Raw genomic sequence first — 13,831 nt, 5'->3', positions numbered from 1 at the left:
GCGTAGGTCGATTCGCCGCCGGTGGCTCGCTCGCCCGGAGGGGAGATGATCGGCCGGAATCGCGGAGTGATCCACAACTGGTAACTGAGCGCGCGGTCACGCTCGACACGCGGTCGGGATACGGTACGTACGTGGGGGGATTTGCGGCGGTGGTGCTGGCCGGCGGAGCTGCGCGGCGAATGGGTGGTGCGGACAAGCCGACCCTGACCGTGGCCGGTCAGTCCATGCTGACCCGCGTGCTCGCCGCGGTGCACGACGCCGAGCCGCGCATCGTCGTCGGCCGCGTTCCGCCCGACCTGCCCGTGACGGTGCACTCCACCAGGGAGGATCCGCCCGGTGGCGGCCCGGTGGCAGCAACCTCGGCGGGGCTCGCCCTGGTGCCCGACACTGTGACCTACACCGCTCTTCTCGCGGCCGACCTGCCGTTGCTCACCGGCGAGGCGATCGACGTGTTGCGTCTCACTGCCGAGTCCGCGCCGATGCAGGGTGCGGTCTATCGCGATGCCGAGGGCCGGCGCCAGATGCTCTGCGGCGTCTGGCGCACGGCGGCGCTGCGCGAGGCGGTCGAGCGGCTGGCCGAGGAGAGGGGCAGCCTGCACGGCGCCTCGGTGCGCGAACTGATGAACCATCTGCGCGTGGCCGAGGTCTCCTGGCGGCGCCCGGGTCCGCCGCCCTGGTTCGACTGCGACACCGATGACGACCTGCGCACGGCCGAGGAGTGGGCGCGGTGACCTCGACGCCCGGGGAGCGGATGCGGTGAACGAGCTCGACTCTTGGATCGCGGCGGCCGGTCGGGAGGCCGGCGTCGATTCTGCCGAGATCCCGACGCGCCTGGTGCTCGATCTGGCGCGCGACGTGGCCCACGGCGTGGTTCGGCCCGGTGCCCCGGTCACGGCCTATCTGCTGGGGCTCGCTGTCGGGCGGGGCGCCGATCCGTCGGACGTGGCTGACCGGCTCAGCGCCCTGGCCCAGGCCTGGAGCCCCGCCGCCGAGGCGAGTGCCCGGAATGGCGGGGCGGCCGGCGGCGGGGCCGCCGACGGCGGGAGCGGCGGCGCCGGCGCCCCGGGATAACGGGGCAGAACCGCCCATCCCCTGAGAGAGGGCAGAGGGGGCGGACGCCGCTCGATAGGGTGGCGGGAGCGGAGGTGACGATCATGACGGCACAGAGCGCCGAGGGCAGCGAATCCACCGAGGGTGTGCTCCTCGACGAGCCGACCACGGCCGACCTGAGGGCCAAGGTCGGCGAGGCGTGGCGAGAGTTCGCGAGGGCGTTGGCCGGCGTGCTGCCGACGCTGGCCCCGGGGGCACACATCGACCTGACTCTCGATCCGACCGCCTCGGGCACCGGCATGGCCGTCTACTCGGTCAGCATCCGGGTGCGCGAGGGCGGCGTGGTCGAGGCGTTGGCGATCGGCAACGCGGGGCTGCCCGAGGGCTACCGCATGGACCGCTCCTCGATCGCCGACCTGGTCGCGCTGGGCTGGTCGCCGCCGGGTGTGCTGGCCGGCTCCGGCGACTCGTTCGGGCTCAGCTCCACTCAGGACAGCGCGAACCGCCTCGCCACCGTGGTGACCCGTACGCTGCGCGACGTCTACGGCGCGCCCCACCCGGCCTTCCTCGTCTACCTGGTGCACGACGAGAACGACGAGCCCATCGACACCGTGCCGCTGGCCACCGCCCGGCATGAGCCGAGCATCGACGCCGAGCTCAGCCTCGACGACCTCGACGAGGACGGTGTGCTGGCGGCGGCGCTGGCCGACGCGGCCGACGAGGTCGTCCCGCTGGAGGAGCGGGTTCGCACGGTGGTCGCGACCATGTCGAAGACCACGGTCGACCAGCTTCAGGTCGACGCCGACGGTGACATCGGCATCCGGGCCGGGTCGGCGATGGTCTTCGTGCGGGTGCGCGACAATCCGCCGCTGGTCGACGTGTTCTCGCCGCTCCTTACCGAGGTCGAGCCGACCGAGCTGCTCTACGTGAAGTTGTCCGAGCTGACCAACCGGATGCCGATCGGCCGGCTCTACTGCGCGTCGGACACGGTCTGGGCGTCCGTCCCGGTCTTCGGCCGCAACTTCCAGGCCACCCACCTGATGCTGGCCGTGCAGGTGATGACCGGTCTCGCCGACGAGCTCGACGACCGGCTGCACGGGGAATTCGGCGGCAAGCGGTTCTTCGTCGAGGGCGACAAGCCGGCCCCCGCCAAGGAGCCGGCCGACGACCACCGTACGGGCATGTATTTGTAGAGGCAGGGGGCTTGCCCGGTCCGGTCGCGCGGGGCTGAAGTGCGGACCGGACAGGGCAAGTCCCGGCTGAGCGGGGCCGCCTACTTGAGGGCGACCCAGGCGACACGGTCCAGGGTGGACAGGTTCGAGGCGAGCAGACCGCCGTCGGTCACCGACCAGAGTGCGTCGCCGACCACGACAGCCCGGCGCATCGGGCCCGCCTGCGTCGTCGCGGGAGCGAGCCGGGTGGCCTTCTCCAGCCGGTCGCCGGTGATGCGCAAGGCCAGCGCGCCGTCGGCCTTGGCGTCCGCGAGCGGCAGCACCAGCAGGCCGGCCGACGGCCACCACAGCAGGGCGTGCGGGTCGGCCTCGGCCTCGGACTGGCCGCCCTTCACCAGGTGCTGGTCGAGACGTTTCGGCGCCGCGGGATCGGACACGTCGAAGAGCGAGACCTGCAAGCCGGTCGGCGCCCCGGTCGACGTCGCCTCCTGCCCGATGCCGACCAGCCGGTTCTCCCCCACGGGTTGCAGGTGCGCGGAGTAGCCCGTGATCTTCAGTTCGCCGGTCACCCGGGGGCGGGCCGGGTTCGCGAGGTCGAGGCTGTAGAGCGGATCGGTCTGGCGGAAGGTCACCACGTAGCCGCGGGGCCCGAGGAACCGTACGGAGTAGATGCGCTCACCCTTGCCCAGCCCTTCGGCCGCGCCCACTTCGACGAGCTTGCCGTCCTTCTCGCGCAGCACCCGCACCGCCGAGGCGTCGTTCTTCCAGCTCGTCGTGGCCACGCGCAGATGGCCGTCCCACTCGGACATCGAGTATTGGTTGAGCAGGCGTCCCGGGATCTTGCCCGACGCCACGTAGGCCGGCTTCCCCACCGGCGGCAGGCTGAACTTGTAGATGTCGGTGCCGTCCGGCGGTGCGATCCGTGCTGAGTCCGCGACCGCGTTCATCCGCCAGCTCTGGTTGTTCGCGATGTAGAGGCCGTCGGCGCTGCCGTAGACCGCGTCCCCGTCGGCGACCACCGCGACCGGATCCCCGTCATCGAGCGCGGCCGCGTTCAGGTCGAACGAGAGCACCCGCAGCATCGCCATGCCCGAGTACGACTCCGGCCGGCTCACCGCCGCGCAGTCGAGCTGCCCCTTGGTCGTACGCCCGTCGGTGGTGATGTCCCAACCGGGCAGCCAGGCGTCGACCGGGGCCGTGTCGATGGTGTCGCGGTCGTCCTGCATGACGTTCTCGGGGACGGGGTCACCGCGGAACGGGAACCGGATCGCCGGGCTGCTGCTGATCACCACCCGGGCGACGTTGCCGTGCTGCCGAGCGTCGACCAGCCGGCCGTCACCGCGATAGCGTCCGAGCAGCTTGGGCGGGCCGTCGGCCAGGTCGACGAGCAGGATCTCGGAGCGTCCGTTCGACGGCCGGATCATGCGGGTGTCGTCGCGCAGCGGGGAGCCGCCGCCCCCGTCGGCCAGCACCAGCGCCCGGTTGCCCGACAGCAGCAGCTCGGGTTCGCCGAACGACCCGACGAGAAGGTCGAGCTTTCCGGTCTGGACCCGGGTCACGGTGTCGACCACGCGCAGGACGCCGCCCGAGATGGTGACGATCTGCCGTCCGTTGGTCTTCACGATGTCGGGCTCGTCGACCCCCGCCTCGTGCACGTTGGTGCCGGAGGCCGACGGTGCTCCGGCGGCGTCGGCCGCGGCGCCGTCGGGGATCGCCGTGCGCACGTTGGGTGGGATGGCGCCCGAGGGATGTTCACCCGCCGCGTGGCTGAGCCGGGTGGCCGCGCGCAACTCCTTCTCGAGCTCGGCGCACGAGTCGAAGGCGACGAGCTTGAGGGCCGGGGCGGCGGCGGTCGACGGCCTTGGGCCGGACGGGGCCGACCCGGTGCAACCGGCCAGCGGCAGGACGGCCAGTGCGGCCAGGAACCAGGATCGACGCGACATGTCCGGTTGGACGCGCTCGCCGACGGCCGGGTTCCCGGGTTCACTCCGGAGCGGGAACCGCGGTCGGGGTCTCGACCAGCCGGGACAGGACGATCATGCTGCGGGTCGAGGTCACGAACGACTCGGCGCGCAACCGTTCGAGGGCCTGCTCGAGGTGGCCGATGTCCGCCGCACGCAGGTGCACCAGGGCATCAGCCTCACCCGAGACCGTGTACGCCCCGACGACCTCGGGATGCCGCCGGGTGGCCACGGTGATCTGGGCCGGAGTCGTGCGCCCGGTGCAGAACAGCTCGACGAAGGCCTCGGTCGTCCACCCGATCGCGGCCGGGTCGACGACCGTGGTGAACCCCTTGATCACCCCACTCGATCGAAGTCGGTCGACACGTCGCTTGACCGCCGGAGCGGAGAGCGAGACCTTCGCGCCGATCTCGGCGTACGACGAACGGGCGTCGGCCACCAGCAACGCAACGATTCGCTGATCAACGGCGTCCAATTGCAACGATTCGCCTCCAACAGGCAAGACTTCTAGCTGTTTCGTGCATCGCAGCCTACCTACGCTCTAGCTCATGAACCACAGCGAGCGCCTGCCGCGAAACCGGACATACCTCATGTGTCCTCCGCAGCATTTCACGGTCCAGTACGCCATCAACCCGTGGATGGACACGACGGTCCCCGTCGACGCCGCCCTGGCGCTCAAACAGTGGCAGATCCTGCACGACACGCTCGGCGACCTCGGGCACCGGGTGCACGTGCTCGACGCCGTGGCCGGCCTGCCCGACATGGTCTACGCCGCGAACGGCGCCTTCTCGGTCGACGGCACGGTCTACGGCGCGCGCTTCCGTCATCCCGAGCGCGGCGCCGAGGCCGACGCGCACCGCGAGTTCTACACCGGTCAGGGCTGGCGCTTCAGCGGTCCCGAGCACATCAACGAGGGCGAGGGTGACTTCGCCTACCTGCCCGGGGCGTACGGCGGTCTGGTCCTGGCCGGCTACGGGTTCCGCACCGACCCGGCTGCGCACGCCGAGGCGCAGGACGTGCTCGGCCGCCCGGTGATCTCGCTGCGCCTGGTCGACCCGGCCTTCTATCACCTGGACACCGCGCTCGCCGCCCTCGACGACCGCCACGTCACCTACTATCCCGACGCGTTCTCGCCCGCCTCGCAGCGCGTGCTCGCCCAGCTCTTCCCGGACGCGGTGATAGCCGACCGGACCGACGCCGAGGCCTTCGGGCTGAACCTGGTCAGCGACGGCCGGCACGTGATCCTGAACACCGAGGCGACGGCGATGGGCGACAAGGTGCGCGCGGCCGGTTATCTGCCCGTGCACATCGATCTGTCCGAACTCAAGCGCGGCGGAGGCAGCGTGAAGTGCGCCGTCGCCGAGCTGAGGCCGTGACCGCGGACACTATGAACAAGGCATGGGCGCTGGCGAATGAGTGGAGGCCGTGCGGGAAGATGGACCGCATGACCGACGAGAAGCGCACCTCGGAGAAGCAGGAAGACGGCTCCGTCATCGTGGTCGGCCCCGACGGTCGCCCGCTGGGCACCATGGAGGCCGACGGGACGGTCAACCCCGAGGAGCCGGGCAACCTGATCGAGCAGCCGGCCAAGGTCATGCGCATCGGCAGCATGATCAAGCAGTTGCTCGAAGAGGTTCGCGCCGCGCCGCTCGACGAGGCCAGCCGCAGCCGGCTCCGCGAGATCCACCAGCGTTCGATCACCGAGCTTGAGGACGGTCTCGCCCCCGAGCTGCGTGAAGAGCTCGAGCGTCTCTCGCTGCCGTTCGAGGGTGAGACCCCGCCCAGCGAGTCCGAGCTGCGCATCGCCCAGGCTCAGCTCGTCGGCTGGCTCGAGGGCCTCTTCCACGGCATCCAGGCCGCGCTGGTCGCCCAGCAGATGGCCGCGCGCCTTCAGCTCGAGCAGATGCGCGGCGGTCACGGGAGGCCCGCCCTGCCGATGGGCTCGCTGCCCGGCATGCCCGGCCAGCCCGGCCCGCAGACCGCGACCGACGGCCGCACCGGGCAATACCTCTAGATCCGGAACAGATCCTTCAGGTAGAGCGCCACCCCGTCCTCGTCGTTGGTGTGGCCGACCTCGTCGGCCACCTCCTTGACGGCGGGGTGCGCGTTGCCCATGGCCACGCCGCGGCCGGCCCAGGCCAGCATCGGTATGTCGTTGGGCATGTCACCGAACGCGGTGACCTGGGACTTGTCGACGCCGTGCCGCTCGCAGTGCCAGGCCAGCCCGGCCGCCTTGGTCACGCCGGCCGCGCTGATCTCGACCAGCGCGCTCGACGACGAGTGGGTCGTCTCGGCCAGGTCGCCCAGGGTGCGGCTCACCAGCTCATAGAAGTCGTCCACCTCGTGGTTCGCCGAGCGGGCCAGCAGCTTGACGGCCGGGGCCGACGTGAGCTCCTCGGGGCTGGCCAGGACCCGTACGGATTGACCGTCGCCCTCCCAGCGCACGGGCCAGGCCTCCTCGTACCAGAAGGAGCGGCCGTCCTCGACCTCGACGGCGAGCGCGATGTCGGGAACCGCCTCGCGCAGCCGCTTGCTCACGTCGACGAGCAGATCGACCGAGAGGGTGTCGGCGCGCAGCACCTCGTCGGTGTCGGCGTCGTAGATCACCGCGCCGTTCGCGCAGATCGCCGGGACCGGCGCGGCCATCTGGTCGAAGAGCTGCCGCAGCCAGCGGACGGGCCGGCCGGTCACGACCACGAAGGGAACCGGAAGCGCGTCGAGCACCTCGATGGTTCGCTTGCTCAGCGTGCCGTCGCTGCGGATGAGGGTGCCGTCGATGTCGCTGGCGACCAGCTGAAAAGGCGAAGACATATCACCTTGACAGTAGCCGGTCGAGGTAGACCGCCACTCCGTCCTCGTCGTTGGTGAGGGTCATCTCGTCGGCGACCGCCTTCAGCGTCGGATGAGCGTTGGCCACGGCCACCCGCCCCCAGCCCGCCCAGGCGAACATCGGCAGGTCGTTGGGCATGTCGCCGAAGACCAGAACGTCGGCCGGGTCGACGCCGACGGCCTGGGCGACGACCGCGAGGCCGGTGCCTTTGTCCACCTTCGCCGGGCAGATCTCGACGTAGTCGAGGCCGGCCTGGGTGACCGAAGCCACCTCGGGCGCGACGACCTGGCGAGCCACGGCGAGCAACTCGTCGACGTCGTAGGCGAAGGAACGGGCGAACGCCTTGATCACATTGCCGGTGAGACACTCGGCGCGCGGACGCCGCTCGAGTACCACCGGGTAGCGCCAGGTCGGGTCGTAGTCGCCCCAGAGCGGCGCGTCGTCGTGATCGAGCGCCTCGACCATGACGGACAGCTCGCCGACCTCGGCCTCCAGCGCGGCCAGCACCCCGGCCAGCTCGGAACCGGGCAGCCGGGAACGCAGCAGATAGGTTCCCTCGGCCTGGTCGAGCACCCAGCCACCCTGGGCCATCACGAGGAAGTCGGCGTCGCGGATGTCGCCGCGGGTGAGTGACGTCAGCCGCGGGCCGCGGCCGGTGGCGCCGACGACGCGGATTCCGGCGGCCCGGACCCGGGCGAGAACCTCGTGGGTGTATGCGGACACGGTGTCGTCGCTGCGGACGAGGGTGCCGTCGAGATCGGTCGCGACCAGCTTGGGGAGTCCCGGCTTGACCATCGATTACCTCCGAGGGCGGTGAACCCCCGCGGAGGGCGGAAGGAGAACGTTACACCCGTGCGGCTACCAGCGGCTATGACTTTTGGTAGCCGACGGGTGTATTGACAGTAGCGGCTCAGCCTTCAGTCTTTTTTCGGGTGGTGGGCGGGGTGGTTGGATGGGGCTCCAGCACATCGCGGCCGCCGAGGTAGGGCTGGAGGGCCTTCGGGACGCGCACCGAACCGTCCGGCTGCTGGTGGTTCTCGAGGATCGGAATCAGCCACCGGGTGGTCGCCAGCGTGCCGTTCAGCGTCGCCGCGGTCTGCGGTTTGCCGTCGGCGTCGCGGTAGCGGATGTTGAGCCGCCGCGCCTGGAACGTGGTGCAGTTCGACGTCGAGGTGACCTCGCGATAGCGGCCCTGCGACGGCACCCACGCCTCACAGTCGAACTTGCGGGCCGCGCTCGACCCGAGGTCGCCACCGGCCACGTCGATCACCCGGTAGGGGATCTCGACCTTGGCCAGCATCTCCTCCTCCATGGCCAGCAGGCGCAGGTGTTCCTCGGCGGCATCCTCAGGCTTGCAGAACGAGAACATCTCGACCTTGTCGAACTGGTGCACCCGCAGGATGCCGCGAACATCCTTGCCGTACGACCCCGCCTCGCGCCGGTAGCAGGACGACCAGCCGGCGAAGCGTTCCGCCCCGCCCTGAAGATCGAGGATCTCGTTCGAGTGGTACGCCGCGAGGGCGACCTCGGACGTGCCGACCAGATAGAGGTCGTCGGCCTCGAGCCGGTAGATCTCGCTCGCGTGGGCGCCGAGGAAGCCGGTGCCCTCCATCGACTCGGGCTTGACCAGCGACGGCGTGATCGACGGGATGAAGCCGTGCTCGACCGCCTGGGCGATCGCCATCTGCAGCATGCCGAGCTGCAGCAGCGCGCCGACGCCGGTCAGGAAGTAGAACCGCGAGCCCGACACCTTGGCGCCGCGCTCGGTGTCGATCGCCCGCAGCGCCTCGCCGATCTCGAGGTGGTCCTTGGGGTTCTCGATCCGGGGGATGTCACCGACCTCGCGCAGAACGACGAAGTCGTCCTCGCCGCCGGCCGGCGTGCCCTCCTGCACGACGTTGGGCACCGCGAGGTGAGCCTGGCGCAGAGCCTCGTCGGCGATCTTCGTCTCGGCCTCGGCCTCTTTGACCTCGGCGGCGAGCTCCTTCGTGCGCGCGAGCAGCGCGGGCCGCTCGTCGGCGGAGGCCTTGGGCACCTGCTTGCTCAGCGATTTCTGCTCGGACCGCAGCGCCTCGAACCGCTGGGTGGTCGAGCGGCGGGCCTCGTCGGCGCGCAGCAGCTCGTCCACCACCTCGGTGGACTCGCCACGCACTCGCTGGCTGGCGCGGATCCGGTCGGGGTCTTCGCGAAGCAGACGCAGGTCAATCACGAGTGTCGAGCCTACCGGCGAGCAGCCACGGTCAGCACCCGGATATGTCCCCGCGCGCCGGAAGGTGGTCAGCTCGGGCGGTCGCGGTCGTCGCGGTAGGGCGTGAACGGCTGCGAAGGCGAGACGGTGAGGTCGAGCGACTCGTCACCCGCCTGGTCATCCTCGCTCGTGGGCGGACGACGCCACGACCAGACCGTGGGCGAATCCTCCTCGGTCACGACGGGCGGCTCGGCGTTGCTGCTGTGGCGCCCGGCGAGGAACAGCGCGGCCAGTGCGAAGAGCACCGCGACGAAGGCGCACCACAGGCCACGCCCGTACGTCAGGGTGGTCTCGTTGCCCTTGAGAGCGACTCGATAGACCGGGTCGATCACGTAGCTCTCGGAGCCGAGCACGGAGGCCACGGCGAGCAGCAGGCCGAGCTGGGTGCCCGCGACGCTGAGACCGGCCAGGCGGGCGTAGCGGCGGCCGCCGGGCGGCCCGAACAGCGTCAGCACCACCGTCGGCACCACGAGGAACAGGCTCAGCACGAAGCCGATGCCGAGCGCGCCGAGGTCGTCGATGCCGCTGGGCAGGATGCGCTCGCCCCCGCCGACGCCGAGCGCGCTCGCGTCGAGCGTGGTGACCTGCCACTCGGAGAGGACCGAGACGAGCGCGGCCAGGGCGGCGAGGGCGGCCGCCAGCGGCACGGCACGCCGGTCGGCCAGCAGGTCGCGGCCGAGACCGGAGAGATGCCGGCGCGGACGGCGGCTTTCTTGAGCCGGACCGAACTCGACCACGGCCTCGGGGGAAGTCACGTCGATCTCGAGCGGCGGCTGCTGCGGCGCGGGCATGGCGTCCATGGTGCCCTGTGCCAGGTCGCCCGGCCAGGGCCCACCGTATGCACTAGCGTTTCCGGTATGCCTATTCGCAACGCTACGGCCCGCTGGCAGGGGAACCTCACCGAGGGTTCCGGCACGATCAAGACCGGCAAGGGCGGCATCCAGGGGAACTACTCGTTCAAGTCGCGCTTCGAGGAGGGTGAGGGCACCAACCCCGAGGAGCTCATCGCCGCCGCGCACTCCGGTTGCTTCTCGATGGCCTTCGCGAAGGCGCTCTCCGACGCCGGCTTCACGCCGACCTCGGTCGAGACCGTCGCCAAGGTCCACCTGGACAAGACCGACGCCGGCATGACGGTCACCCGCATCGACCTCGAGACCCAGGGCGACGTCCCCGGTGTCGACGAGGGCACGTTCCAGAAGATCGCCGAGGACGCCAAGGCGAACTGCCCGATCTCGCGTCTGCTCTCCCCGGGCGCCGAGATCACCCTGAGCGCCAAGCTCGCCTGACGTCACGCATGCACGCCGGTGCGGCCGCGCCGCACCGGCGGCATCTTCGTGCGCGCCGAGGCACAATGGCACCCGTGCCGGTCGAGATGAGTCGGGAACGCTTCGAGGAACTGGTCGGTGAGGCCCTCGACGAGGTGCCCGCCGAGCTGCTCAAGGTCATGGACAACGTGGTCATCGTCGTCGAGGACGAGCCGGCCGACGGCACCGACGACCTTCTGGGCCTCTACGAGGGTACGGCCCTCACCGAGCGCGGCTGGGACTACGCCGGTGTCCTGCCCGATCGCATCACCATCTATCGCCTGCCCACGCTGCGCATCTGCGACACCGAGACCGACGTGGTCGACGAGGTCGCGATCACCGTGGTGCACGAGATCGCCCACCACTTCGGCATTGACGATCATCGTTTGCACGAGCTGGGCTGGGGCTGAAAGACGGTCACAGGTTTGGCGACCTCCCCTACGCTGAGTTGAACAACGAAGCAGGAGGCGGCATGCGTAGCGAGCTTTTCTCGGCCGAGAACCTCGAGAAGGAGTCGGCCCAGCCCGGGCTCCGGCTTCAGAATTCCAAGCTGCTCAAGGCCGAGTTGAACGGCGAGTTCATGGCCCGCGTCGGGTCGATGGTCGCCTACCAGGGGCAGGTGCAGTTCGAGGCGCTCGGCTCGGGCGGTATCGGCAAGTTCCTCAAGCAGAAGCTGACCGGCGAGGGTGTGCCGCTGATGCGCGTACGCGGTCACGGCGACGTCTTCCTGGCCGAGAACGCGGCCGACGTCCACCTGATCGACCTCGAGGGCGGCGACGCGCTGTCGATCAACGGGGCGAACGTGCTCGCCTTCGACTCGACCCTGAAGTACGACATCAAGATGGTGCAGGGCGTGGGCATGATGTCCAACGCCGGCCTGTTCAACTGCGTCTTCAGCGGGCACGGACGGATCGCGGTCACCACCAAGGGCACCCCCGTCGTGCTCACCGTCGACCAGCCCACCTTTGTCGACCCGCAGGCCGCGATCTGCTGGTCGGCGAGCCTGCAGACCGGCTATCACCGCGCCGAGCAACTCGGTCTGGGCACGCTGATGGGCCGCACCACGGGTGAGCGCTTCACGATGAGCTTCGCCGGTCAGGGTTTCGTGGTCGTGCAGCCCTCCGAGGAGCCGCCCGGCGGCTTCGCGGGCGCCGGCAGCGGCAATCAGCAAGAGGGCGGAATCCTGGGCGGCATCTTCGGCAACTGAGCCTGCCGGCCCCGCTCCGCGATGCGACTCGGCTGATCCGGGTGACTCAGGCGATCAAACCCGCGCGCACCTGGGCCAGCCATGACGCGGAGTCGGCGAAGTCGGTGTTCGAGAGGCCTCGGGGGGACGCCACCGGGGCCTCCGGGGCGAGGCGGTGGCGGGGGTAGCTGCCGAGGAAGCGGACGTCGGCGCAGATGCGCCGCAGGCCTTGAAGAGCCTCCCCGAGGCGGGGCTCGGCCACGTGGCCGGTGCAGTCGAGAAAGAAGACGTACGTCCCGAGCTGCTCGCCGGTCGGGCGGGACTCGATGCGGGACAGGTTGATGCCGCGCACGGCCAGCTCGGTGAGCACCGAGAGCAGCGCGCCGACCTGGTCGCGCCGGATCGAGACGGCCAGCGACGTCACGTCGTCGCCGGTCGGCTCGGCCGGCGGCCCGGGCCGGGTGAGCAGGGCGAAACGGGTCACCGCGTCGGCGTGGTCGGCCACCTTGTCGGCCAGCACGGCCAGCCCGTTGCGCTTGACCCCGATCGGCGCGCAGAGGGCCGCGTCGTGCTCGCCCGAGGCCGCGCTGATGGCCGCGGCCGCGTTGGAGAGCACGTCGACGATCACCGCGTCGGGCACGTTGGCCAGCAGCCAGTTGCGGCACTGGGCCGAGGCCTGCGGGTGGGCGGCGATCGAGCGCAGATCGGCGAGCGGGGTGAGCGCGCGGGCGGCCAGCACGAACTCGACCGGCAGCACGACCTCGCGGGTGATGACCAGAGGGCTGCCGGTGGCCAGCTCGTCGAGGGTGACCGGGACGGCGCCGCCGACCGAGTTCTCCAGCGGCACTAGGGCCGCGTCGGCGTCGCCGGAACGGACGGCCTCGAGCGCCTCAGGCACGCTGCGCGCGGGTGTGCGCAACCCGTGCTCGGCCGCGGGGATGGTGCGCAGGGCGGCCTCGGTGAAGGTGCCCTCCGGACCGAGGTAGACGAAGCGTGTGGGCGGCGTTCCCGGCATGGCGCGAGTCTACGACCCGGGCCGCTCAGGACCGCAGGCCAGCACGCGAATGCCGGGCGGCGCCGTGGTGCGTACATATTCGCTGCTGCACGGGTCGGACCCGACCGCGACGGGCTTGAGCGAGGCGCCCTGGCCGGTGAGCACCGCCGACATCGGCTCGGGGTCGTCGGCCCCGGTGACCTCGATCTTGGCGAACGACCACGTGCCCGAACAGAACGGCCCCTCGGCGATCCGCAGCGGCTTGTTCGGCACGCCCTTCTCCTTCTTGACCACCTCGAGGATCTGCGCGCCGGTCGGCTCGGTCTGGCACCGGGCGGCGGCCGGCGTCGGCACAGCGGCGGGCGGGCTGGTCGTGGGATTCGGGGTGGGGGTGACCGTCGAGGTCGGGTAAGTGGGGTACGCCGGATAGGTCGCGGTCGTGGTCGGATACGGCTGCGTCGTGGTGGTGGGCAGGGGGAAGTCCACCGACGGGCCGATCGAGATCGGGGCCGCGCTCGGCGTCACGTACGGCGGTGACGTCGGCAGAGGTTGCGGCGGTTCGCCGCAGGCGCCCAGCAGCATGCCGGCGCCGACGACAAGCACGGGGATGAGACTTGTGTGGGGGGACACGCGCAAATGGTAAGACCCGGTCAGGAGGCGATGCGGTGCCCAGCGGCCCGCAAAGTGTCCATCGCCTCGGTCAGCCGCACCGACGGGACCAGCAGATAATCGGTCGAATACGTCGAAAACGTGACGATGTTGACCCGCGCGTCGGCCAGCGGACCGATCAGCGACGCGAGCACGCCGGTGAGCGCGAGATCGAGCGGCCCGACCACGCGCAGACAGCGCCAGGCGGTGTCGACACTCGCGCCCTCGGGCACCCGGTCGGCCGGGCAGATGATCGAGAGTTCGTCGGCGTCCCACGAGAGCGAGATGACGCTTTTCTCGTCCGGACCCGCGCTCAGCGAAGCCGGGATCGGTGAGCCGGCCGGCAGCCGGGTCACCGCGAACTCCGCGGGTAGCAGATCTAGATCGAGCATGAGGGCAGACTACGTTTCGCGATCAGGGTTGCCCAATGCCCACGGG

17 protein-coding genes are annotated in these 13,831 nt (G+C 70.6%); 8 read left to right on the top strand and 9 right to left on the bottom strand.

The genetic code is table 11. The annotated features are described in order from the left end of the window. The first annotated feature begins 131 nt into the window (after window positions 1-131). The 3 genes from mobA to EER30_RS06510 all read left to right on the top strand — a co-directional run bounded on the left by mobA (window position 132) and on the right by EER30_RS06510 (window position 2,243). On the top strand, window positions 132-731 hold the full coding sequence (mobA, locus tag EER30_RS06520; protein ID WP_255436475.1) for a molybdenum cofactor guanylyltransferase: 600 nt from the start codon (window positions 132-134) through the stop codon (window positions 729-731). A 25-nt stretch (window positions 732-756) separates the two neighbouring features. Continuing rightward, complete coding sequence (locus tag EER30_RS06515; RefSeq protein WP_240669813.1) at window positions 757-1,071, top strand: DUF6457 domain-containing protein; 315 nt, start codon at window positions 757-759, stop codon at window positions 1,069-1,071. Between the two features lie 83 nt (window positions 1,072-1,154). Further along, window positions 1,155-2,243: a T3SS (YopN, CesT) and YbjN peptide-binding chaperone 1 gene (locus EER30_RS06510; protein WP_127499122.1), complete on the top strand. Its 1,089-nt coding sequence runs from the start codon at window positions 1,155-1,157 to the stop codon at window positions 2,241-2,243. A gap of 80 nt (window positions 2,244-2,323) precedes the next feature. Here EER30_RS06510 and EER30_RS06505 read toward each other — a convergent pair whose 3' ends face one another. Beyond that, window positions 2,324-4,165 (bottom strand): beta-propeller domain-containing protein, encoded by a 1,842-nt coding sequence (locus tag EER30_RS06505; protein ID WP_127499120.1) that lies wholly within the window; start codon window positions 4,163-4,165, stop codon window positions 2,324-2,326. Window positions 4,166-4,205: 40 nt separating this feature from the next. Beyond that, window positions 4,206-4,664, bottom strand: coding sequence for an Lrp/AsnC family transcriptional regulator (locus tag EER30_RS06500; protein ID WP_127499119.1), 459 nt, complete (start codon window positions 4,662-4,664; stop codon window positions 4,206-4,208). 67 nt (window positions 4,665-4,731) lie between these two features. Between EER30_RS06500 and ddaH the strand changes: the two genes are divergently transcribed. Then, on the top strand, window positions 4,732-5,559 hold the full coding sequence (gene ddaH, locus EER30_RS06495) for a dimethylargininase (RefSeq protein ID WP_127499117.1): 828 nt from the start codon (window positions 4,732-4,734) through the stop codon (window positions 5,557-5,559). Between the two features lie 68 nt (window positions 5,560-5,627). Further along, entirely contained in the window at window positions 5,628-6,197 is a 570-nt protein-coding gene (locus EER30_RS06490; protein ID WP_127499115.1) for a bacterial proteasome activator family protein, read from the top strand. Here EER30_RS06490 and EER30_RS06485 read toward each other — a convergent pair. The 4 genes from EER30_RS06485 to EER30_RS06470 form a co-directional block, all read right to left on the bottom strand. Next, window positions 6,194-6,994, bottom strand: a complete 801-nt coding sequence (locus tag EER30_RS06485) for an HAD family hydrolase (RefSeq protein WP_127499113.1) — start codon at window positions 6,992-6,994, stop codon at window positions 6,194-6,196. The genes EER30_RS06490 and EER30_RS06485 overlap by 4 nt on opposite strands. Before the next feature lies 1 nt (window position 6,995). After that, on the bottom strand, window positions 6,996-7,808 hold the full coding sequence (locus tag EER30_RS06480) for a Cof-type HAD-IIB family hydrolase (RefSeq protein WP_127499112.1): 813 nt from the start codon (window positions 7,806-7,808) through the stop codon (window positions 6,996-6,998). A 115-nt stretch (window positions 7,809-7,923) separates the two neighbouring features. Then, window positions 7,924-9,222, bottom strand: coding sequence for a serine--tRNA ligase (gene serS, locus EER30_RS06475; RefSeq protein WP_127499110.1), 1,299 nt, complete (start codon window positions 9,220-9,222; stop codon window positions 7,924-7,926). 68 nt (window positions 9,223-9,290) lie between these two features. Then, entirely contained in the window at window positions 9,291-10,052 is a 762-nt protein-coding gene (locus tag EER30_RS06470; RefSeq protein ID WP_127499108.1) for a hypothetical protein, read from the bottom strand. 66 nt (window positions 10,053-10,118) lie between these two features. Between EER30_RS06470 and EER30_RS06465 the strand changes: the two genes are divergently transcribed. The 3 genes from EER30_RS06465 (at window position 10,119) to EER30_RS06455 (ending at window position 11,772) form a co-directional block, all read left to right on the top strand. Further along, window positions 10,119-10,547 (top strand): OsmC family protein, encoded by a 429-nt coding sequence (locus EER30_RS06465; RefSeq protein WP_127499106.1) that lies wholly within the window; start codon window positions 10,119-10,121, stop codon window positions 10,545-10,547. Between the two features lie 65 nt (window positions 10,548-10,612). After that, window positions 10,613-10,975, top strand: a complete 363-nt coding sequence (locus tag EER30_RS06460) for a metallopeptidase family protein (RefSeq protein ID WP_205650112.1) — start codon at window positions 10,613-10,615, stop codon at window positions 10,973-10,975. A 62-nt stretch (window positions 10,976-11,037) separates the two neighbouring features. Continuing rightward, entirely contained in the window at window positions 11,038-11,772 is a 735-nt protein-coding gene (locus EER30_RS06455) for an AIM24 family protein (protein WP_127499104.1), read from the top strand. Between the two features lie 46 nt (window positions 11,773-11,818). On the opposite strand, the gene pheA is transcribed toward EER30_RS06455, so the two are convergent. Genes pheA through EER30_RS06440 form a run of 3 tightly spaced genes read right to left on the bottom strand, consistent with a single transcriptional unit; the run spans window position 11,819 to window position 13,785 of the window. Beyond that, complete coding sequence (gene pheA / locus EER30_RS06450; RefSeq protein WP_127499102.1) at window positions 11,819-12,766, bottom strand: prephenate dehydratase; 948 nt, start codon at window positions 12,764-12,766, stop codon at window positions 11,819-11,821. A gap of 9 nt (window positions 12,767-12,775) precedes the next feature. Continuing rightward, entirely contained in the window at window positions 12,776-13,375 is a 600-nt protein-coding gene (locus tag EER30_RS06445) for a hypothetical protein (protein ID WP_127499100.1), read from the bottom strand. A 20-nt stretch (window positions 13,376-13,395) separates the two neighbouring features. Beyond that, window positions 13,396-13,785, bottom strand: coding sequence for an ACT domain-containing protein (locus EER30_RS06440; RefSeq protein ID WP_127499099.1), 390 nt, complete (start codon window positions 13,783-13,785; stop codon window positions 13,396-13,398). Window positions 13,786-13,831: the final 46 nt, after the last annotated feature.

Origin of the sequence: Actinoplanes solisilvae (assembly GCF_003999975.1) — a bacterium.
Classification (GTDB): Bacteria; Actinomycetota; Actinomycetes; order Mycobacteriales; family Micromonosporaceae; genus Actinoplanes; species Actinoplanes solisilvae.
This window is presented reverse-complemented; position numbering and strand designations above follow the sequence as displayed.

What these genes read in the sequence shown, in the direction of transcription:
- EER30_RS06510 (WP_127499122.1), top strand. Translation starts at nt 1,155, where the DNA reads ATGACGGCACAGAGCGCCGAGGGCAGCGAATCCACCGAGGGTGTGCTC.
- EER30_RS06505 (WP_127499120.1), bottom strand. Translation starts at nt 4,165, where the DNA reads ATGTCGCGTCGATCCTGGTTCCTGGCCGCACTGGCCGTCCTGCCGCTG.
- ddaH (WP_127499117.1), top strand. Translation starts at nt 4,732, where the DNA reads ATGAACCACAGCGAGCGCCTGCCGCGAAACCGGACATACCTCATGTGT.
- EER30_RS06490 (WP_127499115.1), top strand. Translation starts at nt 5,628, where the DNA reads ATGACCGACGAGAAGCGCACCTCGGAGAAGCAGGAAGACGGCTCCGTC.
- EER30_RS06485 (WP_127499113.1), bottom strand. Translation starts at nt 6,994, where the DNA reads ATGTCTTCGCCTTTTCAGCTGGTCGCCAGCGACATCGACGGCACCCTC.
- EER30_RS06480 (WP_127499112.1), bottom strand. Translation starts at nt 7,808, where the DNA reads ATGGTCAAGCCGGGACTCCCCAAGCTGGTCGCGACCGATCTCGACGGC.
- EER30_RS06470 (WP_127499108.1), bottom strand. Translation starts at nt 10,052, where the DNA reads ATGCCCGCGCCGCAGCAGCCGCCGCTCGAGATCGACGTGACTTCCCCC.
- EER30_RS06465 (WP_127499106.1), top strand. Translation starts at nt 10,119, where the DNA reads ATGCCTATTCGCAACGCTACGGCCCGCTGGCAGGGGAACCTCACCGAG.
- EER30_RS06460 (WP_205650112.1), top strand. Translation starts at nt 10,613, where the DNA reads ATGGCACCCGTGCCGGTCGAGATGAGTCGGGAACGCTTCGAGGAACTG.
- EER30_RS06455 (WP_127499104.1), top strand. Translation starts at nt 11,038, where the DNA reads ATGCGTAGCGAGCTTTTCTCGGCCGAGAACCTCGAGAAGGAGTCGGCC.
- pheA (WP_127499102.1), bottom strand. Translation starts at nt 12,766, where the DNA reads ATGCCGGGAACGCCGCCCACACGCTTCGTCTACCTCGGTCCGGAGGGC.
- EER30_RS06440 (WP_127499099.1), bottom strand. Translation starts at nt 13,785, where the DNA reads ATGCTCGATCTAGATCTGCTACCCGCGGAGTTCGCGGTGACCCGGCTG.